This is a genomic window from Pseudoalteromonas sp. G4, from assembly GCF_028875915.1.
In the GTDB taxonomy this organism is placed as follows: domain Bacteria; phylum Pseudomonadota; class Gammaproteobacteria; order Enterobacterales; family Alteromonadaceae; genus Pseudoalteromonas.
In genome coordinates, this window is record NZ_JAPEHW010000012.1 from 23,360 (window position 1) to 50,007 (window position 26,648).

At 39.9% G+C, this 26,648-nt stretch carries 23 protein-coding genes and 2 pseudogenes; 17 read left to right on the forward strand and 8 right to left on the reverse strand.

Annotated elements, in window-relative coordinates:
* The first annotated feature begins 16 nt into the window (after positions 1–16).
* The 13 genes and pseudogenes from ON073_RS06200 to nqrM all read left to right on the forward strand — a co-directional run bounded on the left by ON073_RS06200 (position 17) and on the right by nqrM (position 12,470).
* Complete coding sequence (locus ON073_RS06200; protein WP_274761001.1) at positions 17–325, forward strand: BolA family protein; 309 nt, start codon at positions 17–19, stop codon at positions 323–325.
* Between the two features lie 115 nt (positions 326–440).
* Positions 441–983, forward strand: coding sequence for a TRAP transporter small permease subunit (locus ON073_RS06205; RefSeq protein WP_274761002.1), 543 nt, complete (start codon positions 441–443; stop codon positions 981–983).
* Positions 983–2,362 (forward strand): TRAP transporter large permease, encoded by a 1,380-nt coding sequence (locus tag ON073_RS06210; RefSeq protein WP_274761003.1) that lies wholly within the window; start codon positions 983–985, stop codon positions 2,360–2,362. Before ON073_RS06205 ends, ON073_RS06210 begins: the two co-directional genes overlap by 1 nt.
* Before the next feature lie 30 nt (positions 2,363–2,392).
* Complete coding sequence (locus ON073_RS06215) at positions 2,393–3,490, forward strand: TRAP transporter substrate-binding protein (protein ID WP_274761004.1); 1,098 nt, start codon at positions 2,393–2,395, stop codon at positions 3,488–3,490.
* 133 nt (positions 3,491–3,623) lie between these two features.
* A complete protein-coding gene (gene fabV / locus ON073_RS06220; RefSeq protein WP_274761005.1) occupies positions 3,624–4,811 on the forward strand; it encodes an enoyl-ACP reductase FabV in 1,188 nt (395 codons plus the stop codon).
* A gap of 376 nt (positions 4,812–5,187) precedes the next feature.
* Positions 5,188–6,531 carry a Na(+)-translocating NADH-quinone reductase subunit A gene (locus tag ON073_RS06225; RefSeq protein ID WP_274761006.1) on the forward strand — a complete coding sequence of 448 codons (1,344 nt, stop codon included), beginning with the start codon at positions 5,188–5,190 and terminating at the stop codon, positions 6,529–6,531.
* Between the two features lie 4 nt (positions 6,532–6,535).
* On the forward strand, positions 6,536–7,735 hold the full coding sequence (locus ON073_RS06230) for an NADH:ubiquinone reductase (Na(+)-transporting) subunit B (protein ID WP_274761007.1): 1,200 nt from the start codon (positions 6,536–6,538) through the stop codon (positions 7,733–7,735).
* On the forward strand, positions 7,728–8,504 hold the full coding sequence (locus ON073_RS06235) for a Na(+)-translocating NADH-quinone reductase subunit C (protein ID WP_274761008.1): 777 nt from the start codon (positions 7,728–7,730) through the stop codon (positions 8,502–8,504). Before ON073_RS06230 ends, ON073_RS06235 begins: the two co-directional genes overlap by 8 nt.
* Entirely contained in the window at positions 8,504–9,133 is a 630-nt protein-coding gene (locus tag ON073_RS06240; protein WP_054980658.1) for an NADH:ubiquinone reductase (Na(+)-transporting) subunit D, read from the forward strand. Before ON073_RS06235 ends, ON073_RS06240 begins: the two co-directional genes overlap by 1 nt.
* A gap of 10 nt (positions 9,134–9,143) precedes the next feature.
* A pseudogene (gene nqrE, locus ON073_RS06245) lies at positions 9,144–9,732 on the forward strand (NADH:ubiquinone reductase (Na(+)-transporting) subunit E).
* 20 nt (positions 9,733–9,752) lie between these two features.
* A complete protein-coding gene (nqrF, locus tag ON073_RS06250) occupies positions 9,753–10,979 on the forward strand; it encodes an NADH:ubiquinone reductase (Na(+)-transporting) subunit F (RefSeq protein ID WP_274761010.1) in 1,227 nt (408 codons plus the stop codon).
* 93 nt (positions 10,980–11,072) lie between these two features.
* Positions 11,073–12,095, forward strand: a complete 1,023-nt coding sequence (locus ON073_RS06255) for an FAD:protein FMN transferase (RefSeq protein WP_274761011.1) — start codon at positions 11,073–11,075, stop codon at positions 12,093–12,095.
* Between the two features lie 162 nt (positions 12,096–12,257).
* Positions 12,258–12,470 (forward strand): (Na+)-NQR maturation NqrM, encoded by a 213-nt coding sequence (gene nqrM, locus ON073_RS06260; protein ID WP_010561776.1) that lies wholly within the window; start codon positions 12,258–12,260, stop codon positions 12,468–12,470.
* Between the two features lie 71 nt (positions 12,471–12,541).
* Here the strand turns inward: nqrM and ON073_RS06265 are convergent, their stop codons facing one another.
* The 4 genes from ON073_RS06265 to ON073_RS06280 form a co-directional block, all read right to left on the reverse strand.
* Complete coding sequence (locus ON073_RS06265; RefSeq protein WP_274761012.1) at positions 12,542–14,422, reverse strand: M56 family metallopeptidase; 1,881 nt, start codon at positions 14,420–14,422, stop codon at positions 12,542–12,544.
* Between the two features lie 9 nt (positions 14,423–14,431).
* Positions 14,432–14,815 (reverse strand): BlaI/MecI/CopY family transcriptional regulator, encoded by a 384-nt coding sequence (locus tag ON073_RS06270; RefSeq protein WP_274761013.1) that lies wholly within the window; start codon positions 14,813–14,815, stop codon positions 14,432–14,434.
* Between the two features lie 54 nt (positions 14,816–14,869).
* Positions 14,870–15,622, reverse strand: a complete 753-nt coding sequence (locus tag ON073_RS06275; protein WP_274761014.1) for a LytR/AlgR family response regulator transcription factor — start codon at positions 15,620–15,622, stop codon at positions 14,870–14,872.
* A 145-nt stretch (positions 15,623–15,767) separates the two neighbouring features.
* The gene (locus ON073_RS06280; protein WP_274761016.1) at positions 15,768–16,133 is read right to left on the reverse strand and encodes a DUF3192 domain-containing protein; all 366 of its coding nucleotides are present in this window, start codon (positions 16,131–16,133) and stop codon (positions 15,768–15,770) included.
* Positions 16,134–16,353: 220 nt separating this feature from the next.
* Between ON073_RS06280 and dinB the strand changes: the two are divergent.
* Positions 16,354–17,392: pseudogene (gene dinB, locus ON073_RS06285) on the forward strand (DNA polymerase IV).
* Positions 17,393–17,482: 90 nt separating this feature from the next.
* On the forward strand, positions 17,483–19,009 hold the full coding sequence (locus ON073_RS06290) for a M17 family metallopeptidase (RefSeq protein ID WP_274761017.1): 1,527 nt from the start codon (positions 17,483–17,485) through the stop codon (positions 19,007–19,009).
* 49 nt (positions 19,010–19,058) lie between these two features.
* Here ON073_RS06290 and ON073_RS06295 read toward each other — a convergent pair whose 3' ends face one another.
* Both ON073_RS06295 and ON073_RS06300 read right to left on the reverse strand, forming a co-directional pair.
* On the reverse strand, positions 19,059–20,696 hold the full coding sequence (locus ON073_RS06295) for a methyl-accepting chemotaxis protein (protein ID WP_274761018.1): 1,638 nt from the start codon (positions 20,694–20,696) through the stop codon (positions 19,059–19,061).
* Positions 20,697–20,838: 142 nt separating this feature from the next.
* Positions 20,839–23,052: a S9 family peptidase gene (locus ON073_RS06300; RefSeq protein WP_274761019.1), complete on the reverse strand. Its 2,214-nt coding sequence runs from the start codon at positions 23,050–23,052 to the stop codon at positions 20,839–20,841.
* 107 nt (positions 23,053–23,159) lie between these two features.
* Between ON073_RS06300 and ON073_RS06305 the strand changes: the two genes are divergently transcribed.
* On the forward strand, positions 23,160–23,558 hold the full coding sequence (locus ON073_RS06305) for an HIT domain-containing protein (RefSeq protein ID WP_274761020.1): 399 nt from the start codon (positions 23,160–23,162) through the stop codon (positions 23,556–23,558).
* A gap of 170 nt (positions 23,559–23,728) precedes the next feature.
* On the forward strand, positions 23,729–24,568 hold the full coding sequence (locus ON073_RS06310) for an HDOD domain-containing protein (RefSeq protein WP_274761021.1): 840 nt from the start codon (positions 23,729–23,731) through the stop codon (positions 24,566–24,568).
* Positions 24,569–24,635: 67 nt separating this feature from the next.
* Here the strand turns inward: ON073_RS06310 and ON073_RS06315 are convergent, their stop codons facing one another.
* Both ON073_RS06315 and ON073_RS06320 read right to left on the reverse strand, forming a co-directional pair.
* A complete protein-coding gene (locus ON073_RS06315) occupies positions 24,636–25,349 on the reverse strand; it encodes a divergent polysaccharide deacetylase family protein (RefSeq protein WP_274761044.1) in 714 nt (237 codons plus the stop codon).
* A gap of 112 nt (positions 25,350–25,461) precedes the next feature.
* A complete protein-coding gene (locus tag ON073_RS06320) occupies positions 25,462–26,643 on the reverse strand; it encodes a S41 family peptidase (protein WP_274761022.1) in 1,182 nt (393 codons plus the stop codon).
* Positions 26,644–26,648: the final 5 nt, after the last annotated feature.

Here is a 26,648-nt window from a genome sequence, read left to right on the forward strand (position 1 = left end):
TTTAAGAGGCACACTTATGTCGATGTTAGAGCAAATCGAATCAAAACTGAAAAATGCGTTTACGTATGATCACCTAGAGGTAATTAATGAAAGCCATATGCACAGCCGTGGCACTGAATCTCATTTTAAGGTGATTCTTGTCAGCAATGATTTTGAAGGTAAGCGTCTACTGCAATGTCATCGTATGATCAATGACGTATTGGCGGATGAATTAGCAAATCATATCCATGCGTTAGCAATTCATACTTACACTCCGACTCAGTGGCAAAATGCTGACATTCCCAATTCGCCAAAATGTTTAGGCGGCTCTAAATTTGATATGTAACTAAAAAATACTATTAATATGCTTGTGTCCAGCCGTGTATGCTCAACAGGTTGGACTTTTAACCCTGTTAATTAAGTGTTACATTTTCCCTTTTGAAACGATAACAATAATTAACATGGATGCAGTCAGTTCCAATTCGCCTTCGTCAAACTTACTTAAAATAGCCAATAAGCTCGATAATTTTATTGAATTTATCGGGCGCAGTATTGCTTGGTTTAGTTTTGCTATGGTGATATTAATGTTTGCCATTGTGCTTTTACGCTATGGTTTTAGCCTTGGCTGGATTGCACTGCAAGAATCTGTTCTTTATCTCCATGCTTATTTGTTTATGCTTGGCTGTAGTTATGCACTTAAACATGACGAACATGTGCGTGTTGATGTGTTTTACCGTCGTTTTTCCCCCTTCAAAAAAGCCCTAGTGAATCTACTTGGTCATTTAATTTTGCTTTGGCCTGTGGCTATTTTTATTTTGCTAGTGAGTTTTGATTATGTCGCTGTGTCTTGGCAAATTAAAGAGCAGTCTCAAGAGGCTGGCGGTTTACCTTTTGTCTATCTTCTTAAAAGCTTAATTCCAGCGATGAGTATTTTATTACTGATACAAAGTGTGAGTGAGCTTTGTAAAAGTTTAAATGTGCTGCTTAAAAAGGGAGAAAGCTAATGGAATACATGGCTATTCTTCTCTTTGTGTGTGTGTGTTTGGTCTTATTATTAGGCTTTCCTGTGGCATTTTCACTTGCCGGTACTGCACTTATCTTTGCCGGAATTGGCAGCCTTTTTGGTATTTTTGATGGCGCGTTTTTACACGCTCTACCAAATCGCTTATTTGGCATAGTCACTAATAGCACCTTAATTGCCGTGCCGTTATTTGTATTTATGGGGGTGATGCTGGAAAAATCGAAAGTTGCTGAAAATCTGCTGGATGCCATGGCCGTGGTTATGGGTAAACGCAAAGCGGGCATGGGCATAGCGGTAACCTTAGTTGGAATGTTACTCGCTGCAAGTACAGGCATTGTGGGTGCAACCGTTGTAACTATGGGTCTATTGGCACTACCGACGATGTTAAAGCGCGGATATAGCGAGCAATATAGCTGCGGTATTATCACTGCAACGGGCACGCTTGGTCAGATTATTCCACCTTCAATTGCCCTGGTATTGTTAGGTGATGTTTTATCGAGTAGCTATCAGCAAGCACAACTTAATATGGGGATTTTCTCACCTGAAAATGTCAGTGTAGGGGATTTGTTCGCAGGTGCTGTGATCCCCGGCATGATTTTAGTGGGGCTTTATATTCTGTACTCAGTGTTTGTTGCGATAGTTAAACCTGAGCAAGTTCCAGCTTTACTTGATGAAGATATTGAGCATATTAAAAAGCGTAAGCAAGTATCGCTATTTGTAGCGCTTGTGCCGCCACTTATGCTGATTTTTATTGTACTTGGCTCCATTTTATTTGGTATTGCTACACCAACAGAAGCAGCTGGAGTGGGGGCATTTGGTGCAATTATGTTAGCTATTTGGCAAAAGCAGTTTAACCTCACAAATCTAAACGCGGTAATGCAAAGCACCACCAAAGTCACCGCCATGGTGTTTATGATTTTAATCGGTGCATCACTGTTTTCACTGGTTTTTAGAGGATTTGGCGGCGAAGAACTGATTGCTGAAATGTTTGAAGCATTACCCGGTGGCTTATTTGGCGCGATGTTTGTTGTAATGTTGGTGATGTTTTTACTTGGCTTTATTTTGGATTTTATTGAAATCACCTTTGTAGTTGTGCCAATCGTTGCGCCGATTTTATTAATGATGGGGGCTGATCCAATCTGGCTTGGCATTATGATTGCTGTAAATCTACAAACCTCATTTTTAACCCCGCCTTTTGGCTTTGCACTGTTTTATTTACGCGGTGTTGCACCAAAATCGGTGTTAACCTCGCAAATTTACAAAGGCGTGATACCTTTTATTATTATTCAATTGATTTTATTGGCGTTAATGGCAGCGTATCCAAGTTTAGTAACTTGGTTACCTAGTCAGCTTTATGCATAAAATTATTGCAATGGAACGCACGGAGGAAGCATGAAAAAACTCAGTACATTAATCACTTCGATTGCCTTGGCAATTGGTTTAAGTGGTTGTGGTCAAGAACAACAAAAAAGTAATGCAACAACAAATACAGCAGAAGTACAACAAAGCTTTAAATGGAAGCTAGTGACCAGTTGGCCAAAGAATTATCCAGGTCTAGGTACCGCTCCTGAACGTTTCGCAGAAAATGTAGAAGCGATGAGTAATGGCCGCTTAAAAATTAAAGTCTATGGCGCGGGCGAGTTAGTACCGGGTTTTGAGGTCTTTGATACGGTTTCAAGTGGTACAGCTGAGATGGGTCATAGTGCTGCTTATTATTGGAAAGGAAAAATTCCTGCGGCGCAATTCTTTACGGCAATCCCATTTGGTATGAACGCGCAAGAAGTTAACGGTTGGCTGCACCACGGTGGTGGTATGGAGTTATGGAAAGAGCTTTATGCTCCTTATAACTTAATTCCTGCGGCTGGTGGTAATACTGGTGTGCAAATGGCTGGCTGGTTTAAAAAAGAAGTAAATAGCGTTGAGGATTTAAAAGGCCTAAAAATGCGTATTCCAGGTTTAGGTGGTGAAGTGCTGGAAAAACTCGGTGGCGTGCCATTATCGCTTACTGGCGGAGAGATCTTCACTGCGCTGCAAACTGGTGCTATTGATGCGACTGAATGGGTTGGTCCATACAACGACTTAGCATTTGGCTTAAATAAAGCAGCAGAGTTTTATTACTATTCTGGCTGGCACGAGCCAGGCGCAAATTTAGAGTTTTTAATTAACAAAGAGGCGTTTGCTTCATTACCAAGTGATTTGCAAGCTATTGTGACCTCAGCGATGCGAACTGCTAATCAGGATATGCTTGATGAATACACTGCACGCAACAACACAGCGCTTGATCAGCTGAAAAACAAGCACAATGTGAAGCTGCGTAAATTCTCGCCAGAAGTAATGCAGGCGCTAAAAGCAGCCACTATGGAAGTTATTAGCGAGCAAGCGCGCAATGATGAAGCGGTTGCCAAAGTGTGGCGCTCTTACTCTGAATTCTTACAACAGGTGAAAGCCTATCATCAGATTTCGGAAATGGAATATTATTCGAATCGATAACAAGATAAGATGTTAGGGGGCGTAAGCCCCTTTTTTATGAAAATTATTTGCTGATCAGACCTGTTTATCAGTGCTTTGCTTTAAACTAGCAACAATTTTAAAAGATTTTATTAGGTAAAAGTGGAATTAACTTATGGTTATCAAGCCTAAAATTCGTGGTTTTATTTGTACAAATGCACACCCAGTTGGCTGTGCTGCTCATGTAAAAGAACAGATTGAATATGTGAAGTCACAAGGGCAGTTAGAAAATGGTCCTAAAAATGTACTTGTGATCGGTGCATCAACAGGTTACGGCCTTGCATCTCGTATTACAGCTGCATTTGGTGCTGGTGCGAAGACGTTAGGTATCTTTTTTGAAAAAGAAGGTACAGAGAAAAAAACAGGCTCAGCGGGTTGGTATAACACTGCTGCGTTTCAGGCTGAAGCTGAGGCGGCAGGTCTTTGGTCAAAAAATATTAATGGCGATGCATTTTCTAATGAATTAAAAGAAAAAACGATTGCAACCATTAAAGAAGAGCTTGGCAAAGTAGACCTTATAATTTACAGCTTAGCGTCGCCGCGTCGTACCGATCCTAATACGGGTGAAACCTATTCATCAGTACTTAAGCCAATTGGTAACTCTGTAACAACCAAAAACTTAAATACTTCTAAGCGTGTTATTGATGAAGTGACGGTTGAAGCAGCAAACGAAGAAGAAATCGCAAATACTGTAAAAGTAATGGGCGGTGAAGACTGGGAAATGTGGCTTGATGCGCTACAACAGGCTGACGTTCTTGCTGATGGTTTTAAAACATCTGCTTATACCTATATTGGTAAAGAATTAACATGGCCAATTTACGGTCATGCAACAATTGGTAAAGCAAAAGAAGACTTAGATCGTGCAGCCGCAGCAATTAAAGATAAAACAGCGAGCCTAAATGGTGAAGCGTATGTTTCTTCACTAAATGCTGTTGTAACGCAAGCGAGCTCTGCAATTCCAATTATGCCACTTTACATTTCTGGTCTTTTCAAAGTAATGAAAGAAGATGGCACTTACGAAGGTACAATTGAGCAGATCAATGGCTTATTCCGTGAAAACCTTTACGGTGATAACCCACGTTTTGACGAAGGCGGCCATTTATTCCAAAATTACAAAGAATTGGAAGATGACGTTCAAGCACGCGTACAAACTATTTGGGATACTGTAGATAGCGATTCAATTGACGAACTTACGGATTACGTAAGCTATCACAATGAGTTTTTAAAACTATTCGGTTTTGGTATTGATAGCGTAGATTATGACGCTGATGTAAACCCAGTTGCAGATATCGAGTTAGTGTAAAACTCAGACTCTCTTATTTAGAGTTCAGAAGGTTGGTGTTGTAGAGCGCCGATATTCTGGACTCTTAATTCTCAATTCTGTTCATCTTTTCCCTGCTGAAAATTTCTCACGTAACACTTTTGGCTAATTGATTTCCTCAGATTGGTGATCGACCCAGAAGATTAGTGCGTTTAGATACTTGTAAAGTACAAATTTTAGGCTTTAATTTGTAAGCATAAATTTCAATTTAGACTCGCATAGTCAACCGAATTAATGTTAAAATTCGGGGAATATGTATAGATTCGATTGTATTGCCTAATATTTGCACTTTTGTGAATGTTTGGTGGTACATGGTTAGATTTTTCAGTTTCTTTTCATTAATGTAATGCAAGTGCGTATGATCAACATAAAAAAAGGTCTGGACTTGCCAATTGAAGGCGCACCTTCGCAGGTGATTCATGACGGTTCTGCCGTTAAACGAGTCGCTGTGCTAGGTGAAGAATTTATTGGTATGCGTCCTACCATGCATGTTCGTGTGGATGACCAAGTCAAAAAAGGCCAAGTTCTTTTTGAAGACAAAAAGACTCCTGGCGTTAAATATACTGCACCAGCCTCTGGTGTTGTTAAAGAAATCAACCGCGGTGCTAAGCGTGTTTTGCAATCTGTTGTTATTGAAGTTAACGGCAGTGAGCAAGTGACGTTTGCGTCTTTCTCGGCAGGTGAGCTAGCGAACCTTGACCGTGCAAAAGTGCAAGAAGTACTGGTTGAATCAGGTCAATGGCCGGCGCTTCGTACCCGTCCATTTAGCAAAGTTCCAGCTTTGGATGCAACGCCAAGCTCGATTTTTGTTACTGCAATTGACACTAACCCATTAGCAGCGGATCCAGCGATTGTTATTGCTGAGCAAGCTGAAGCATTTGAAGCAGGCCTTGCGGTTGTTTCTCGCTTAACTGACGGTAAAGTGTTTGTTTGTAAAGCGCCTGGTGCAACAGTTCCTTCTTCATCTGTAGCTCAAGTAGAAGTACATGAGTTTGGTGGTAAGCACCCTGCAGGTCTAGTTGGTACTCACATTCACTTCTTAGATGCTGTTTCTGCTAACAAGCAAGTATGGCACTTAGGTTACCAGGATGTGATTGCATTCGGTAAGCTATTCCTAACAGGTGAAATCTTCACTGATCGTGTTGTGTCTTTAGCTGGTCCTACAGTTAAAAACCCACGTTTAATTAAGACTCAACTAGGTGCATCTACAGATGACATCGTTGCAGGTGAGTTAGAAGATGGCGAAAACCGTGTGATTTCTGGTTCTGTACTTTCGGGTACAACGGCAAGCGGCCCTCATGCTTTCTTAGGTCGTTACCACACTCAGATCACTGCATTGTTAGAAGGTCGTGAGAAAGAATTATTCGGTTGGATTGCTCCAGGTTCGAAGAAGTTCTCTGTAACACGTACTTTCCTATCGCATTTAGCGCCTAGTCGTTTATTTAAAATGACGACATCAACAGGTGGCTCAAGCCGTTCTATGGTGCCAATTGGTAACTATGAGCGCATTATGCCTTTAGATATCCTTCCTACTTTATTACTGCGTGATTTAATCGCGGGTGATTTAGATGGTGCGATTTCGCTAGGTGCACTTGAGCTAGATGAAGAAGATTTAGCGCTATGTACCTTCGTTTGTCCAGGTAAATACGAGTATGGTCCAATCCTTCGTGAACGCCTGACTACTATTGAGAAGGAAGGTTAATCCCATGGGCTTAAAGAAGTTTCTTGAAGATATCGAGCCGCATTTTGAACCAGGTGGTAAACACGAAAAATGGTATGCGCTATATGAAGCTGCAGCTACTATTTTCTACACACCGGGTCATGTAACAAAAGCTGGCTCTCACGTACGTGATAATATCGACCTTAAACGTATTATGATCTTAGTATGGATGGCAACATTCCCAGCTATGTTCTTTGGTATGTTTAACATTGGTCATCAAGCGTCAATCGCGCTTGCTAATGGTTTTGCTTTAGGTGATTCATGGCAGGTTGCGTTATTCCAACTTTTTGGTGGTGATTTAACCGCTACTTCTGGTTGGGGCGCGAAAATGTTCTATGGTGCCTGTTTCTTCCTACCAATCTACGCAACTGTGTTTGCAGTAGGTGGTTTCTGGGAAGTACTATTTGCATCAGTACGTAAACACGAAGTTAACGAAGGCTTCTTCGTAACATCAGTACTATTCGCTCTTATCTTGCCTGCGACAATTCCGCTTTGGCAGGTAGCACTAGGTATTACCTTTGGTGTAGTAATGGCGAAAGAAGTATTTGGTGGTACAGGCCGTAACTTCTTAAACCCGGCATTAGCGGGTCGTGCGTTCTTATTCTTTGCATATCCAGCACAAATCTCAGGTGATACTGTGTGGACTGCGGTAGATGGTTTCTCAGGTGCAACTTACCTAGGTCAAGCTGTTGTTGGTAGCATCGACTACAACAACATGGAACTATGGTTAAATGCATTCTACGGCTTTATTCAAGGTTCTGTGGGTGAGACATCAACGCTAGCGCTTATGATTGGTGGTTTAGCACTAATCTATTTCCGTATCGCTTCATGGCGCATCGTACTAGGTGTGTTTGCTGGTATGGTTGCTACGTCATTCCTACTAAATGGTATCGGTTCTGAAACGAATAACATGTTTGCAATGCCTTGGCATTGGCACCTTGTACTAGGTGGTTTCGCATTTGGTATGTTCTTCATGGCGACCGACCCAGTTTCTGCATCTTTCACAGATAAAGGTAAGTGGGCATACGGTATTCTTATTGGTGTAATGGTTGTTTTAATCCGTGTAGTAAACCCTGCATACCCAGAAGGTATGATGCTAGCGATTCTATTTGCTAACTTGTTTGCGCCGTTATTCGACCACTTTGTAGTTCAGTCGAACATCAAGAGGAGATTGGCTCGTGGCTAGTAATAACGAATCTATCGGTAAAACACTTGGTGTTGTAGTTGGCCTATGTTTAGTATGTGCGGTTGTTGTATCTATGGCAGCTGTTCAACTTCGTCCTCTACAGCAAGCAAACAAAACACAAGACGTTCAGCGTAATATTCTAGCTGCAGCTGGTTTTACTGACGTTAAAAATGTGTCGGAAACATTCAATGCCAACATTGAAGCGCGTTTAGTTAATCTTGAATCAGGTGAATTTGTTACAGACAAGTCGCTATCTGGATTAGATGTTGATAACGAAATCGATAAGTTTGATTTTGAAATGACTAAGTTCGATGCTAAACGTAGCTTTAAACTTGAAAAAGCAAACGATTTAGCTGGTGTTCAGCGTATGACGACTGAATCGCCAGTTTATTTTGCAAAAAATGACAGCGGTAAAGTTGAAACTATTATTCTACCAGTTCAAGGTTACGGCCTTTGGGGTATTATGTATGGTTTCCTAGCGTTAGATACTGATACTAAAACAGTTAAAGCGATTAACTTCTACAAGCACAATGAAACTCCAGGTCTTGGTGGTGAAATCCAAAACCCGAAGTGGACAGCGACTTGGGAAGACAAGCAATTACCAGTTGATATTGTAAAAGGTACAGCAGGTAACAATGTGCATAAAGTGGATGGTTTATCTGGTGCAACGCTTACTTCGGTTGGTGTTGATAACACATTCAAGTTCTGGACAAGCGATAAAGCGTTTGGTCCATTCCTTGCGAAAGTACGTGAAGGAGCATTGAACTAATGGCTAATTCAAAAGAAATGAAAGAAGTCTTATTTGGTCCTGTTTTTGCGAACAACCCAATTGCACTTCAAGTACTGGGTATTTGTTCTGCACTAGCAGTTACTTCAAGCCTTAAAAATGCGCTTATCATGTCAATCGCATTGACATTAGTAACGGCTTTCTCGAGCTTATTCATCTCGATGATCCGTAACCACATTCCATCAAGTGTACGTATTATCGTACAGATGACGATTATTGCATCGTTAGTAATCGTTGTTGACCAAACGCTACAAGCGTTTGTTTATGCAACTGCGAAAGAGCTTTCAGTATTCGTTGGTCTAATTATTACAAACTGTATCGTAATGGGCCGCGCGGAAGCATATGCAATGAAGTCACCACCAATGATGTCTTTCCTAGATGGTATTGGTAATGGTCTTGGTTACTCAGTAGTACTACTTACAGTAGGCTTCATTCGTGAGCTATTCGGTAAAGGTACACTGTTTGATGTTGAAATCTTACCGTTAGTTTCTGAGGGTGGTTTCTATCAGCCAATGGGTCTTCTAATTCTTCCACCAAGTTCTTTCTTCATCATTGGTTTATTCATTTGGGTACTTCGTACTTATAAGAAAGACCAAGTAGAGAAAGCATAAGAGGTAAGAGATGGAACATTATATTAATCTATTTATCAAAGCGGCTTTCTTTCTTCCTAGGTATGTGTACATTCCTAGCGGTATCAAAGAAAGTTACTACCTCTTTAGGTCTTGGTGTTGCTGTAATCTTCGTATTAGGTGTTGCAGTACCAGTAAACAACTTGGTTTACCACAACTTGCTTGCACCAGGTGCACTTGAGTGGTTAGGTTACCCTGAAGCTGACTTAAGCTTCCTTAAGTTCCTAACATTCATCGGTGTTATCGCAGCACTTGTGCAAATCCTTGAAATGGCACTTGATAAGTTCTTCCCGCCGCTATACAACGCGCTGGGTATCTTCTTACCACTTATCACTGTTAACTGTGCGATTTTTGGTGCAGTAGCATTCATGGTTGAGCGTAACTACAACTTCACAGAATCAGTGGTATTTGGTATTGGTTCTGGTGTGGGTTGGGCGCTTGCGATTGTTGCATTAGCAGGTATCCGTGAGAAGATGAAGTATGCTGATATTCCTGATGGTTTACGTGGTTTAGGTATTACCTTTATCACTGTAGGTCTAATGGGTCTTGGCTTTATGTCATTCTCTGGTATTTCACTTTAAGGTAGCGAGGAAACTATACGATGGAAACTGTTGTATTAGGCGTAAGCATGTTCGTCGCTATTGTTGTAGTGTTAGTTTTAGTGATTATTGCAGCTAAATCTAAGCTAGTACCAAGCGGCAACGTAACAATTGGAATTAATGGCGATCCTGAAAAAGCGATCGTTACTCAGCCTGGCTCTAAGTTGTTAGGCGCACTTGCTGATGCGGGTATCTTCGTATCTTCAGCTTGTGGTGGCGGTGGCTCTTGTGGCCAGTGTCGCGTAGACGTTCATTCAGGTGGTGGTGATATTCTACCAACTGAGCTTGACCACATTACGAAAGGTGAAGCGCGTGAAGGTTGTCGTTTAGCATGTCAGGTTGCTGTTAAAGGCGACATGGAAATTGAACTAGAAGAGTCAATTTTCGGTGTTAAAAAGTGGGAATGTACAGTTATCTCTAACGATAACAAAGCAACGTTCATCAAAGAGCTTAAGCTTGCAATTCCTGATGGCGAATCTGTACCTTTCCGTGCAGGTGGTTACATCCAGATTGAAGCGCCAGCTCACCACGTTAAATATGCAGACTATGATATTCCAGAAGAGTATCGTGGTGATTGGGAGCACTTTGGCTTCTTTGCGCTTGAGTCTAAAGTTGACGAAGAGACTATCCGTGCATATTCAATGGCTAACTACCCAGAAGAAGAAGGCATTATCATGCTTAACGTGCGTATCGCTACGCCGCCACCGCGTGATTTAAGCTTACCTTGCGGTAAGATGTCATCTTACATCTGGTCACTTAAAGAAGGTGACAAGGTTACTATTTCTGGTCCATTCGGTGAGTTCTTTGCGAAAGACACTGATGCCGAGATGGTATTCGTAGGTGGTGGTGCAGGTATGGCACCAATGCGTTCACACATTTTCGACCAACTTAAGCGTCTTAAATCTGACCGTAAGATGAGCTTCTGGTACGGTGCGCGTTCTAAGCGTGAGATGTTCTACGTTGAAGATTTCGACGGCCTACAGGCTGAGAATGATAACTTCGTATGGCATTGTGCATTATCAGATCCACAACCAGAAGATAACTGGGAAGGTTACACAGGCTTTATCCATAACGTTCTTTATGAAAACTATCTACGTGATCATGAAGCACCGGAAGACTGTGAATACTACATGTGTGGTCCGCCGATGATGAACGCGGCAGTAATTAACATGCTGAAAGACTTGGGTGTTGAAGATGAAAACATCCTACTTGATGACTTCGGTGGTTAATTTTACGTAAAAAGATAAATTTTTACGATACGATTCAGGCTCCTAAATCAGCTATAATGGTTTAGGAGCTTTTTTATGCAAGATTGAAAATTTATGAAACGATTTTATTACTCAGTATTTTTCTTATTCCTCTTTTTATTGGCAGCTTGTGATCAGGCTCCTAATCAATCAAAGATGCAAGAAGTGTTACTTCAAGGAAAAACAATGGGTACCACCTTTACAATTAAGGTATTTGTGCCTGAAGAAAAAGTAACTGAGCTAAGCTTATTTAGTGATGTTACTAAGATATTGAAAGACGTTAATCAATCAATGTCTACGTATATCCCTGATTCGGAAATTAATCAGTTCAATCGTTTGCCTGCCGGGCAGAACTTTATTATTTCTGAAGACTTTCGCCGTGTAACCGCAGAGTCTATTCGCTTAGGGGTAAGTACGGGCACGCTAGATGTAACTATGGGCCCTTTAATTGATTTGTGGGGGTTTGGTCCTGATAATCGCCCTGAAACGATTCCAAGTGATGCAATAATTGCTGAAATAAAGCAGCGTATTGGTGTTGATAAACTAAAATTGACACCTAATGGCCTAATGAAGACTGTAGATGGACTTGAAGTTAGTTACTCTGCGACAGCGAAAGGTTTTGGTATTGATAAGGTAGCTGAATATTTAGACTCGCTTTCGCTAACTAATTATATGGTTGAAATTGGCGGTGAAATTAGAACATCAGGCCACAAACCAAATCATTCTCCTTGGGTGTTGGCAATTGAACAACCAGATGCAGCACCTGGCACTCGTGAGTTTCATAAGTTAATTAGAGTAAATGATATTGCTATGGCAACATCTGGCGATTATCGCATTTTTTATGATGTTGATGGTGTGCATTATTCTCATTTAATTCACCCTGAAACAGGCAAGCCAGTGCGTCAAGATTTAGTTTCGGTTACTGTGCTACATTCATCTGCAATGACAGCTGATGGACTTGCTACAGCACTCACCGTGATGGGGACAGAGCAGGCTAAACTCTATGCTGAGCAGCATAACCTTCCTGTTTACTTAATTAGTAAGACTCCTGAAGGTCTTGTAACTTTCGCAAGTAAGGCGTTTGAGCCATATCTATAAGTTGTTTTTCTGTTGAGTAGTTTAGATTTTTAAACTGCTCAACTTTTCTTCTTTAATGCTAGGTGTTTTCAGAGCTTGCTTTGGCTCAACTATTCACCAATTCTTTATTACATTTTTTACTATTAAGTCGTATAATTGAACCACTTTTTTAAGGGGCCAACTATGTCTATCTTTTTTCTTACATTTGGATTATTAGTTATTATCGCACTTGCAATGGCTGTAGGTGTTATTGTGCAAAAGAAATCAATGGCGAGTAGCTGTGGTGGTTTAGGTGCAATGGGTATAGACAAGGTATGTGACTGTGACGATCCGTGCGAAGCACGTAAACAGCGTTTAGCAAAAGAGCGTCGCTGGAATAAAGACCGCATTATTTAAAAGATTAAAATTTTAATGAATAAAAAGGCCATCATATGATGGCCTTTTTATTATTATTTTGAAGTGTATTATCAATATCTTCTTGCAATTCTACTTCCAGTAACAGGTCTTAAGAATTGGCTTGGGTCATTAAAACTGAAGACTTTGCTAACTTTAGTTTCAACCTTTGTATCACCTTGTAATGCAGGTTCAAAACGCCATTTTTGTAACGCTCTAGAAATTGTACGCTTAAAGCTTCTAGGCACTCCAGATTGATATTCAATGTCTGTAATTTTACCATTTACATCAACAGTGAATGTAACAGAGATATCTTCTTGGCCTTGTAAGTTAGAAAACACTCTCGGGTACTCTGGCATTACTGACTCAAGTAGTTTTGCCTCGACAAATTTTGTTTTCTCAATAGGAGTTGAAACAGCCTTAGTTAACTCTTCTGTTTCTGTTATTTCAGATGGTGTTATTGCTTGCTCTTCAATAATTACAGGCTGTGATTGCTCAAAGGCACGTGTAGTCACATTAGTCATCTCTAAGTTAACTGACGTTTGTGTTTCTTCGTTTGAATCTTGAGTTTCAATAGCAAGCTCTTGGTACTCTACAAATTCAACTTCTGTGTTAACAGCATCCTTAGTGGCAAGTGAAACGATTTCTGGTGTTTCGATAGGTTCTTCTTGTTCGTAAACAGTTTGTTTATTTACGATGTCAGCTTGTGCAATTGGGTCGGCAGATTCAGGTTCTGGTAGTTCGTTTGAAGCAGATTGAGTTACCTGCGAAGAAACAGTTTCTTTCAATTCGGTTTTATTATTTTTGCTATCTAAAAAGGTATTGCTTGGAACTTGTGCACTTATAATTAACGGCTTTGATGCTTCGACCTTTTTAGTTTCAACAGGTTTTGCATCGAGTACCATTACATGTTGATTCTCAAGCGGGGTTGTCTTGATAGGCTCAGCTTGAGTCATTGCAATTACTTTTGAAGCAGTGAAAATGCTTGGGATCACAAGTACAGCAGCTAAAGCTGCAAGCCACTGATTACCATAACGCGGTGCACAACTATGTTGACCAACTGCGCGGTGAATACGTGACTTCAGATCACCGCCAGTAGCCGCCATGGCAAGCTCTGGAATGTTTTGTCTCAGCACTTCGGCTTCGGTAAGCGCGCGTGCATAGTGTAAATGATTACCACAATGATGTAGCGCAATATCATCACAACAATATTCACGTTCAATACGAATTTGTTTTGAGATCCACTTTACTGCGGGGTGGAAAAATAATACTAATTCGACAAACGTTTGAATCAAATTTACCAAGTAGTCGTAGCGCTTAATATGAGCAAGCTCATGTGCCATTAACATTTCTAGTTGGGCAATAGTAAGTCCACTCGCTAAATTCGCGGGTAAAAGTACGACAGGTTTAATCCAACCAATAGCCATAGGAACTTGTGCTGTTAATGAAATAACTAAGCGCGAGCGTTTAGCAACAGATAGTTGCAGCTTAAGTTGATTAAAGATCTGTTCCAGTTTATCTGAAGGCTGCACGATGTTAGTTGTAGTCAATTTATGAACTTGCAACATTTGCCAGCCAAGTCGCACACTTAGCAAGGCAACACCACACATCCAAGCGACAGCAATCAGCGGTGTGAAATCGGATAGGTACAATTGACCTATGACATCAGCTTGAGTTGCAACGGAAATCACGCTTGAACTTGCAAGGGGGGGAGTTGCGAAACTTGTCTGCTCAGGTTGTGATATAAGCAAGAAGGTAATTGTAGGGGCAATAACGCACAGTGTTAAACTTAATAACGAAACTAAATAACGAAGTTCGCTGTGTTTATTGCTTGTGAGTTTTTTAACACACAAAAGAATGCCAGCAATTGCTAAGCCTTGCCATAAAAAGTGTAAAAGAGTTAGAGAAATAGAATGCAGAAGGTCACTTTCTAATAATGAGGGCAATATATCCATAGTGTTTGCTTACTTATTATTTTTTTCAAGAGAGTCTAAAAGAGTACGAATTTCACTGATTTCTTCTGAACTTGCTTTGTCGCCAAGTGCGCGCATAACAAGGTCAAAACGTGAACCACCAAATGCTTTATTGACAATATCAGACAGCAAAGAAGATTGTGTTTGCTCCACAGAGTTAGCTGCAGAATAAACATGAGCTCGGGTTGATTCATCACGGGTGACAAGCCCTTTTTCATGCATAATTTGCAGCATTTTTAGAACAGTGGTGTAACCAATTTTTTGCGTTTCACTGATATGTTCATGTAACGTTCGTACAGTAGCAGGCTGAATACGCCAAAGCACATTTAAAATATTTAGCTCAGCACTGGTAGGTACGCGTTTATTTTTATTCATAATTACGTCACTTTTCGTAGATTAATCTTTACTCTAAGTGATTGAGTTAATTTGTCAACAAATTAACTCGTGCATATTTTGTTTGTAACGTCGAGACAGGTTGAGATTAGCCCCATTTTTAAGCGTTACAATATAGTCACCGTTGTCAGTTGGGCGTATTTCGCGAATAGCTTGCTTCTTAATAATTGCAGAGCGGTGAATTCGTATAAACCCGTAAGGCAATAGCTGTTGTTCCATTGAAGACAATGTTTGACGATGAAGAATCGTGCGTTCGTTTTCACTTAAATGCAGTTCAACGTAGTTGCCAGCACCGCCGACCCATGAAATTTCATCAGGTGTTAAAAATTTAATGCGACCAGCGTCTTTTAGAACAATTTGACGATCATCTGGCTTATTTGGGGTAAGCTTTTGCATTAATGAACTCACAAGGTCAAACTGCTTTTTCTCAGGGGAAAGCAAGCGCGATAATTTATCGAATGTTTTGCCTAGACGCGAGCTCGCAATAGGCTCCAATATAAAGTCAAATAAATCAAACTCAAATGCCTTAGCGGCATCAATTCGATTATTAGATAACAGTACTATTTCAGTTGAACTTGCCAACGATTGTAATGTAATCCAATCGTTTTCTTTGATGAGCTCATGTTGAATAAAGAGCACTTTGGCGCTTGTTTCTTTACAGGCTTTTATTAACTTCGTAAAACAAGATTCAACATTACTTAATGCAAAAAGCGAGTTATCAATTTGTTTTGAGATAATGTCTTTGAATGCAGGGTCGTTATGACCAATTACCAGATTAAATCTATCCATTTTATCCACCTAATTACGATGCCTTTCGTATTTAATATTACGAAACTTATCGTAATAGTCAATGGTTAATTGTAAATGCTTATAAATGAATAGTTTTTTTGGTTTTTAGAAGGGAGGAGCAAACTTAATTGCTCCTTTGAATTGACTAGTTTTTAAGTTGGTTTAACGCATTTTCGCCCCAACCAGTTAACTGATTATTTTTAAAAACAAGCGGTGTACATTCGTCCTTAGTGGTTTTTCCATCAGAATGAATTGAGTTTGTTGCGTAATAAAGTACACGAAATTCAGTATCGCCTTGTTTAACTAACTCAGAAAAACTTGGTGTGCCCAATTTATTTATTACTTGTTGGTACTCTTTACCAAGTTCCATATTTGCGATTGCTTTACGATTGTTCTCATGGGTTCTTTCCCAGCTAGAAGTATGGCTGGTTTTACCGTCACCACCAACAGCGACAACGCAGCCTGTTAGTAATGGAAGAGTAAGTGCTGATGCTAAAACTAAGTATTTCATAAAAATCCTTGAATAAATTTCAAATATTATATTTTTCATTTCTATAGCAGAAACGGTGCCACAAATTATTGTCTTATTTATCAATGGTTTGGTTTTTTGGTTTTGTGATGTGTTTAGTGTTTAAAACTAAATGTTAGTGATTTTGACTAAAAATAAAGTCTTGCTGAAAGTTATTTAAATAGTTCATAATTAAACTGTATATATAAACAGTGTTTTTATTTTGAAAAAATTTATACATATCGATATGGATTGTTTTTATGCCGCTGTTGAAATGCGTGACAATCCCGACTTAAGAGATAAACCCATTGCTATAGGTGGTAAACACCGAAGAGGGGTGTTAGCTACTGCAAATTATATTGCGCGCCAGTATGGTGTGCGCTCTGCTATGTCTAACTATAAGGCGTTGCAATTGTGCCCAGACTTACTGATTGTGCCAGGTCGAATGTCGGTTTATAAAGAAGTATCATGCCAAGTGCGCGATATTTTTGCTAAATATACGGATTTAATAGAGCCACTGTCGTTAGATGAAGCTTATCTTGATGTAACAGATTGCAAACTTCATTCTGGTAGCGCAACTTTAATTGCCAATGCTATTCGAGACGAAATTTATCAAACAACGGGATTAACAGCGTCTGCTGGAATTGCGCCAATTAAATTTGTAGCTAAAATCGCGAGCGATGAAAATAAACCTAATGGCTATTGTTTAATACCGCCCCATCGCGTACATACATTTCTAAAGTCGCTCAACCTAAAAAAAATTCCAGGGGTAGGAAAAGTGACTCTGGAGAAGTTAAATGCATCTGGCTTATTTGTTGGGGAAGACGTACTTAATTTGGGATTAAATCAAATGCAGGTAAAGTTTGGCAATTGGGGGGCTGAGCTTTTTAAAAAGTGTAACGGTGAAGTGATTGGCAGTATTAATATGTCACGAATTCGAAAATCACTGTCGGTAGAGCATACTTACGAATATGACAAAACAACACTTGCACAGTGTTTAGAAGAGCTTCCTAAGCTTCGTGCAGAGCTTGATGCAAGACTCGCAGCAAAAGGGTTGTTAAATAGAATTTCAAAGCTGTCAGTTAAAGTAAAGTTTAATGACTTTGTGAGTACAAAACCGTTTAGACGACACTATTTTTTCTCGTTTAATTGAAAAAGCTTACCGACGAGGAGCTAACAAAGGGGTCAGGCTATTAGGTATTGGTGTCGGTATTTCTGAGAACCAATCCACTCAAGATCAGCTTGCAATGTTTGAAACTTGAATTTTCTAAATTTAACCCCATATTTAAGCCATCTTTTCTAAACTAACGCGACATTACAATGCGTTATTATTCGTTCAGTAAGGTTTAAAAATGACTTCACCTAAGGCGCTTCAAGCGGCATCTATTTCAGATTTACCTCAATACATTGATGGCTTAATTGTTATTTCGCCAGACTTATCTCTTTTACCAGATGAATTTAAAGAAAGTGTATTAAAAACGGCTCAATACGACAGACGTATTGGGAAAAAATCACTTTTATTGGTAAATGATGAAGCGCCAGGTAAACGTCTAATTTTAGCGCCAACGGGTCCATTAAACCGTGATTATGATGACGTGCGTCGTTATTTTGATGCAGCAAAGCAAGGGATTTTAGAAGCAAAACAAGCTGGCTCAATAAATCCAGCGATTCTAGTGCTTGGCCATCAAGATGCGCGCTATCAGCAAGCAATAAGTGTATCTTATTTAGGTGCCTGCCAAGCATTATGGCAACCACTCGAAGCACGAGAATATCATGGTGCTGAAATTGAACCAGTGCAGTCTATTACCATGATTGGTGAATTCGATAGCCATTATGCGCATGCAATTGCAATGGGTCAGTACGCCGCGCGTGATCTATGTGGTACAGAGCCTGAGCGTATGGCTCCTCCAAGGTTTGCTGATTACTGTGAAGAATTATTTGAGAACACTGCTGTTTCGGTTGAAGTCATTTCTGACACACAATTCATTGATGCAAATTACCCGATGCTAAGCACGGTTGCTCGTGCTTCATATGCAGTTGAGCGTCATCACCCTCGAGTGATTAAGCTAGAATATGTACCACAAGGTGATATTGAAAGAACACTTTTATTTGTTGGTAAGGGGCTTGTTTATGATACCGGTGGTGCTGACTTAAAAGTAGGTGGTGCAATGGCGGGTATGAGTCGCGATAAAGGTGGTGCGGCATCTGTTGCGGGTTTTATGAAGAGTATTGCTGAACATCAACCTAAAGGCGTTAAAGTAATCGCGTACTTAGCTGTTGTTCGTAATTCAATCGGTTCTGACTGTTTTGTGCCAGATGAGATTATTACAAGTCGTGAAGGTGTGCGCGTACGTATTGGTAACACCGATGCTGAAGGTCGTTTAGCAATGGGTGATTTACTAAGTGAAATTAAAGATGTTGCAAAAGGTGAAGTGAATCCAGTGGTATTTACTGTTGCAACACTAACAGGTCACGCCGCACGCGCTATGGGGCCTTATACTGCGCTGGTTGAAAATGGAGCATCAAAAGTACTTAACTTATCGCACAATATCGCAGCGCAAGGTGATTTATGGGCTGATGGCTCAGAAGTTTCACGTGAGCGTCGTGAAGATTACAGCTTTATCGCACCTAAAACATTAGCAGATGATGTACTTTCAAGTAACAATGCACCATCAGCAATTACTGCACGTGGACACCAATTCCCAATGGCATTTTTAGCTGTGGCTTCTGGTTTAGACAAACACGGTGCAAGCTCTGAATTACCTATTCCATATATACATGTGGACATTGCTGGAAGTGGCGTTGAAGGTGGCGATTGGCAACATGGCAAACCAACCGCTGCATCACTAGCGAGTATTTATGCGACATTTTGTGCTTAATTAGATTAGAAGCGAAACAAAAAGGCCAAACAGTGTTTGGCCTTTTTGTTTAATCTAATTTGAAGCGATTGACCACTGCGCTCATTTCTTCGCTGCTTGCAATTAACTCACTACTTGCAGCGTTGAGTTGATGGGTATTGTTTAATGATTCATCGGCCATGCCTGCTAATTCATTTATGCGCATATTAGCCTCACTTGCGGCTTGGCTTTGTTCATCTGTGGCGCGAGCAATTTGGCTGTTCATTTCTGAAATCACATTCATAAGCTCATCAATTTGATTGAGTACTTCATCAGCCTGACTTGCTTGAGTCACCGTTTCTTTTGAAGTGGATTGTGAAGCTGTTACCGCTGAAACAGCTTCTTGAGCGCCATGTTGCAGTTTTTGAATCATCTGTTGAATTTCTTCAGTGCTTTGTCCTGTTCTGCTTGCAAGTGTTCTTACTTCATCTGCTACTACCGCAAAACCGCGTCCTTGTTCACCGGCCCGAGCAGCTTCAATAGCTGCATTTAACGCCAGTAAATTAGTCTGTTCAGCAATACCGCGAATAACATCAAGCACTGCACCTATGTTGTCGCTTTCAGCGGCCAGTGATGCAACCACTTCACTAACATGATCAATATTATTTGAGAGAGATTCAATCTGACTAATTGTTTGGGTTACAACACCTTTACCTGCTTGGGTATTTTCGCGAGCTTGATTTGCAGCTTGCTCTGCTGCGTTAGCATTATCGCTTACTTCTCTTATTTGTGCAGTCATTTGCTCCATAGCAGTAGCAACTTGTGTGGTATTGTCTGACTGCATTTGGATATATTCTTGGCTGTTATCGCTTGTTTGTGCCACCATATTTGCTTGATGTAACACTTGTTGCGATGTATTTGCAACTTGCTTAAGTGAGTCACGCATTTTGTCTGAAAACTCATTAAAGTATGCTGATAAACGGGCGATTTCATCGTTGCCATCGGAAGTAAGTTTACGGGTTAAGTCTCCTTCGCCACGAGCAACATCTTTCATTAATTTGGTTGCCTCAATGGTTGGTAGGATAATGCTTTTACCGATTAAATAAGCAAGCAAGCCAACAAGTGCAATGATTACTATGGTTTGAATTAATAATTTTGTTGCTTGCTCGGCAAAAAGTTCGTCGAGGTTATCCAAGTAAATACCAGAGCCAATAATCCAGCCCCAAGGTTTAAACCCTTTCACATACGATATTTTATCAACAGGATCTTTAGCGCCAGGCATCGGCCATTGGTAAGGTACAAAGCCTTCGCCTTTTTGCCTAACGATATCGGCCATTTCAACAAATAGGGCCACACCATTTGGATCTTTTACATTCGCTAATGACTTGCCATTTAGTTCGGGCTTCATTGGATGCATGATCATGGTAGGCGACGTATCATTAATCCAATAATAATTGTTTCCTTCATAACGCATTTCACTAATAGCAGATTTTGCTGCTTGTTTGGCTTGATCTTCAGTGAGTTCACCATTTATTTGCTGTTTGTGATAAGCCTCAATAATACTGTGCGCAGCTTCGACTAAACTTCGGGTTTTTTGATATGACTCATCTTTTAATAAATGATACTGAGAGTTCAATGTGGCGGCGCTTAATAATGCTAAGCCGAGTATGATTAAGCTAACCAGTATGGCTAAACGTTGTTGAATAGTGATGCGGCGAAGTGTTGTCATAATGCCACCCTTATTTGATTTATTGTTTTAATATTAGACTATATTTTTTGAAATATAATTTGACCTAAGACATTCTTTTTATAAAAGAAATAGAAAAAGCGGGCAAGCCCGCTTTTAATCCATAAGACTAATTGTTTAGTCGTTATTTTTGGAAGTGGCGATTAAAGAAATCAGTAATTGTCTGATGCAAATGTGTTTGCACTTTCTTGCCTCGCAGGCTGTGCTTAGAGCCTGGGTAAGTCATCATTTCAAATTGCTGAGCGTTATCTTGTAATTGTTTAAATAACTTAGTTGCATGGGTAAACAATACGTTATCGTCGGCCATGCCGTGATAAATCATTAGTGGACCAGATAAGCCCTCTGCATAAGGGAAGACAGCACTCTTTTCGTAACCTTGAGCATTTGTGTCTGGGTGACCTAAATAGCGCTCAGTGTAATGAGTGTCGTACAGTGCCCAATCAGTCACTGGTGCTCCTGATACGCCCGCTTTAAAGTAGTCACCCGCTTTAAACATGGTCATTAGTGCCATATAGCCACCATAGCTATGGCCGTAAATACCGATACGCTCTGGATCTACATAATTTAGAGTACGTAAGAATTCAACGCCTTTAATTTGGTCTTGTACTTCAATTTCACCTAAGTGTTTGTAGATAGGATCTTCAAACTTTTTACCTCGATTGTATGAACCACGGTTATCCAATTGAAAAACAACATAGCCTTGTTGTGCCATATATTGGAAATATAGGTTTTTGCTACGCCAGCTATTAGTAACACGCTGCGCATGAGGCCCACCATAAACATTGACCATTACAGGATACTTTTTGCCTGCTTCAAGTGACTTAGGTTTAAATAGTCGGTAATGCATTAGCTGGCCATCATCTGCTTTAAGTGTGCCGTATTCAGGCTCAACTAAATCGTTCAGATAAGGTGTTAATGGGTGATTATTATCAAGTCGATTTGGCTCTAACCAAGTAATAAAATTACCTAAATTATCGCGCAGTGATACTTGTGCAGGCTGATTTACACTAGAGCTTCGGTCAATAAAGGTTTGGTTATCTTTTGCCATGACAACTGAATGGAATTTACCTGTTTCAGTTAAACGACGAGGTTTTGATTTTTCAAATAGTTTTACTGAATATAAGTGACTTTCAAGCGGTGTATCTGCACGACCTGAAAAGTAAACTAAGCCATTTTTTTCATCAATGCTTTTGATACTCTCAACAATCCAATCACCTTGGGTAATTTGGCGTACTAAGGTGCCATCTACTTTGTACAGGTAAAGGTGTTTAAAGCCATCACGCTCTGATGCCCAAACAAAGTGCTTTTTATCATCAAGAAAACGCAAATCAAAATGCAAGTTAATCCAGGTGTTACTTGTTTCTGTCAGAGCTGTTTTTTGTTTTTTGCTATCACTATTATAAAAACGCAGTTCTAAACGTTGTTGCGAGCGATTTTGCCATTGGTAAGACAGTGTTTTATCATCTTTTAACCATTGTGCTCTGGCAAGATAAATGTCTTTATCTTCACCCATATCGACCCAATCAATTTGCTGTGAGTTAAGGCTTACAACACCCAGTTGAATATCGACATTATTGGTACCGGTAAACGGGTAACGTTGGTTAAAGAGCTTTACTTCATCAGCGTAAATCTCGTTACGAATCGCTTCCGCAACAGGTGATTCATCAATACGTGTAAATGCAATTTTTTCTTCATTGCCGCTCCACCAATAGCCTGTCATTCGGCTCATTTCTTCTTGTGCAACAAACTCAGCCATACCGTTTTTAATGGTATCAGTGCCATCTTTGGTTAATTGAATTTCTTGTCCTGTAGCTAAGTTTTGTACAAATAGGTTTTGCGCTCGAATGTATGAAACAAAATTGCCTTTAGGTGAAATTTTAGCGTCTGTTTCAAATTCAGGTGTGTTAGTCAGTTTACGAGATTGCTGTTTTGCAAGGTCGTAGTAATAAATATCACCGTTTAGTGGGAAAAGAAGTGCTTTTCCATCTTTAGACCAGATGTATTCCATGATGCCTTTACCAAATACACGCATGCGTTCACGGCGTGCTTTTTCTTCGTCTGATAAAGTTTCAGGGCCAGAGAAAATACTATTTGAATCAACTAATAAACGATTGGTTTTGTCTTTTAAATTGTATTCCCAAAGATCGTAACGGTTATAGTCTTCTTTTTTACCTTGTAGGTAAGTAACACGGCTTCCATCAGGGGAAAACTTTAGTTTTACAGGAGCTTTACCTGCCAAACTTGGGTCTGAAAAAATGCGCTCAAGGGTTAGCGGCTCAGCAAACGCTGAAGCGCTAATTAAACTTGCCCCTGCTAAAGCAATCAATGTCTTATTCATTATTTACTCTTAGTTACAGTTATGTGTGATTGCCTGATGGTATGAAGATATAGATCTAATGGCAACTAATTGCTATAAACGACGTAAAGATTCAAGAAGGTAAAGTAATGTTTGAGTTAGCAAAAGAATTGCAAAGAGACTGTATTGAAATAGCTGATTGGTCTCTTTGTAAAGTGCTCTTAATGAATGATAGTCAGTACCCATGGTTTATTTTGGTACCTAAGGTTGAAGGTGCGCGAGATATTATTGATTTAAATGATGAAGAGCAAAATGAATTACAACATGAATCACGTCAACTACAGCATTTGATCCGTGACGTATTCTCACCTTATAAATTAAACGTTGCTGCACTTGGCAACGTTGTTGAACAATTACATATTCATCATATTGCGCGTTACCAAAATGATGTTGCATGGCCAAAACCGGTTTGGGGAACTTTTCCAGCAAAACCATACCGTAACGAGCAATTACTTAAATTAATTGAACAATTTAATTTAACCGAATAAATTGTTTAACGCAGTGCGATATTTAGGCTAAGCTTATTTTGAAGAGCTTTGAAATATAACATAAAACTATAATCAAAATTTGCTTAAATATGTTGGTTGAAACCAGTTGGTTACTTGGAGCAACGAGTTCGCTCGGGCAAACAGAAAACTATAAAAAGGACGATTTTTATATGTCTACAGAAAACGCATTACTTACCATTTTAGTTGAGAAAATTAACAACGATACGCTCGTGTTACCAACCCTTCCAGAAGTTGCAGTTAAGGTAAGAGAGGCTGCAGACAATCCTGAAATTAATTTGATTGAAATGAGTGATGTAATTGCTCATGACCCGGCACTATCAGCACGTATGATAAAAGTGGCGAATAGCGCTTTTTTAGGCCGCACTGTTAAGGTGTCAACGCTAAATCAGGCAGTAACACGTATTGGTTTAAGACAAATTAAAAACATTGCAACAGCAATGGCAATGGAGCAACTATTTGTCTCTAAAAACAAAATAGTAAAAGAATACCTTTCTAAAAGTTGGCAAAAAACCGTTGATGTTGCGTCATCAGCAATTACCTTGTTGAACTTACATTTGAAAGACAATAAACATAGTTCGCTTAATATCGACACAATCACGTTGGCATCGCTTGTGTATAACATTGGTATTTTACCAATTCTTACCGAAGCTGAACGACATCAGGATGTATTTGCAAACCCGCAATTTTTAGCGCAAGCCATTCAAAAGCTGGGCGGCCGAATTGGTGGTCAGATTATGCGTGCTTGGGATTTCACTGATGACTTTGTTGAAGTCGCGGAACTTTGGGCAAGCCCAGGGTATAAGCCAGAAAAACCGTGTTATGTCGATTTTATTCGTATTGCAGCAATCAGCGAAGGTTTACTCAATGTCACTGACCAAGAAGCTGCACTTCAAACTTATGTTGATAAGGGTGTACTCGCAGATATCAGTGTTTTAGAAAGCGATGTTTACAAAGATTTGCTAAATGACGCGAAGACGATGTTTGCGTAAGGTTTAATTTTCAAATAAAGCAATAAGGTAAACGCTTATTGCTTTACCTACTTGTTAATCAGTTTATTTAATCAGCATTTGACTGATTGGCAAGTCTAATCGGTTTGTCTACAATCAAATCTGATACTGGCACTAATTCAATACCTTCTTCTTTTAATGCCGTGATAGCATTGGGTAAAAACTTGATCGTTTCAGGGTAGGGGTGCGCAATGGCGATGCCTGAACCTGATTTTTTAGCAATATGAATTAACTGCCTAAGTCTAAACATCATCTGTTTTTCGTTCGGAATATTATCCAAAAATACCTGACGAGAGGCATTAGCAACTCCAAAAAGCTTTGCCATATTTTGTGCTTGGCTATCTTTAGATGTTTTGCTGTCAATAAAAAATAAAGAGCGGTCGCGCAGCACTTCCATTGTCCATGCCATAGGCACAACTTTCTGCGTTAAAAACGAACCCATATGATTATTTACGCCAATCACTTGAGGGTAGTTATCTAGAGCGGCATTTAACTCTTTTTGCAGTGCATCTTTGTCCATATTAGAAGTTAAAGCGCCAGGGCCGAGTGCTTTTCCGCTTATTGCTTCCATCGGAACGTGCAGTATTACATCGCGAGAGAGTGTGGCGGCACGCTTTGAAAATGAATCAGCATACGGCGTGAAAGGTAAAATAGCGTATGACAATTGCCCTGATATATCTAATGCCGTCAGATCATTCGCATGATTGCCGATATCGTCAATGAGAATGGCAACACGAGCAGCAAAGCATTGCACACTATATATGTTTAATATTAGTAAAATGAAGTAAATAAATGGGCGCACACGTATTCTTATTATTCTTTTATTTTAGTGTGGGCTCATCCTGAGCCCCTCTCGAAACCTAAGTTATGATGACTTATTTTTCCAATAATTGCCATGCTTTTTCAAGTTGAAGATCATGCACTTTCGCATTAACGAAAGTGTCAGCTTTTAGCGCAGAAAAACGTTCATTACGTGCTAATTCATTTTGTAAAACTGGGTAATCCGGCGAGATGCCTGTGCCCTCGATGGAGCGACCACTAGGCGTATAATATTTAGCCGTGGTTAGTTTCAACGCTGTCTGACCATCGCCAAGTGGGATAAGTGATTGCACCGATCCCTTACCGTAAGAGCGTGTGCCAACTAATTGCGCTCTTTGATTGTCTTGCAGTGCGCCCGCTAATATTTCAGCAGCGGATGCTGAGCCTTCATTAATTAAAACGATGATAGGTGCGCCACTTAATACATCACCTTCTTGTGCATAGTATTCTTGATTAGCTTCAGCAAAACGCCCTTTGGTACTGACAATTACGCCACTTTCTAAAAATAAATCAGATACTTCTATAGCGCTATCCAATATACCACCAGGGTTATCACGTAAATCAATAATGAGGCCGTTTATATCTCCCGCCACAATTTGTGACAAATGAGCCAGTTCTTTTGCCACATCGTAAAGTGTGTGGTTGTTAAAGTTTATAATGCGAAGGTAAGCGATACCTTGATTATTGATGCTACCGCGTACACTTTTAAGGTCGATTTTTTTACGTTCTACCTCAAAAAATAGCGGGTCCACATGTCCACTTCGAGCGATTGTCAGTGTTACTTGTGGCTGCTGTTTTTGATTGATTAACTGTGAAACGTGTTTAATGGTTTGGTTAATTACCGAAGTGCCATTCACTTTTAACAGAATATCACCTTTGGCTAATCCCGCTGTATGAGCTGGAGAGTTTTCCACTGCTGCGACAATAACAATGTGTTCTTCACGTTGTTCAACTTCAATGCCAAGACCTGTGTAGCGTCCATTGGCAACATTAAATAACGCTTCAAGTTCGTTTTGATCGAGAAATTCAGAATGTGGGTCGAGCTGTTTGAAAATAGATTCAATTGCATGTTGATTGAGTTTTTGAGCGTCAATATCATCAACATAAAAATGTTGAATATTTGCTAAAACTTCAGCAATTGAAACTTGTGCGGCTGCTTTTGATTCAGCCCATGCAGGTGTTATCGAAATAACACAGACCAATATGCTTATTTTTAATGTGTTAAGAAAAAAAGTCATTGGCT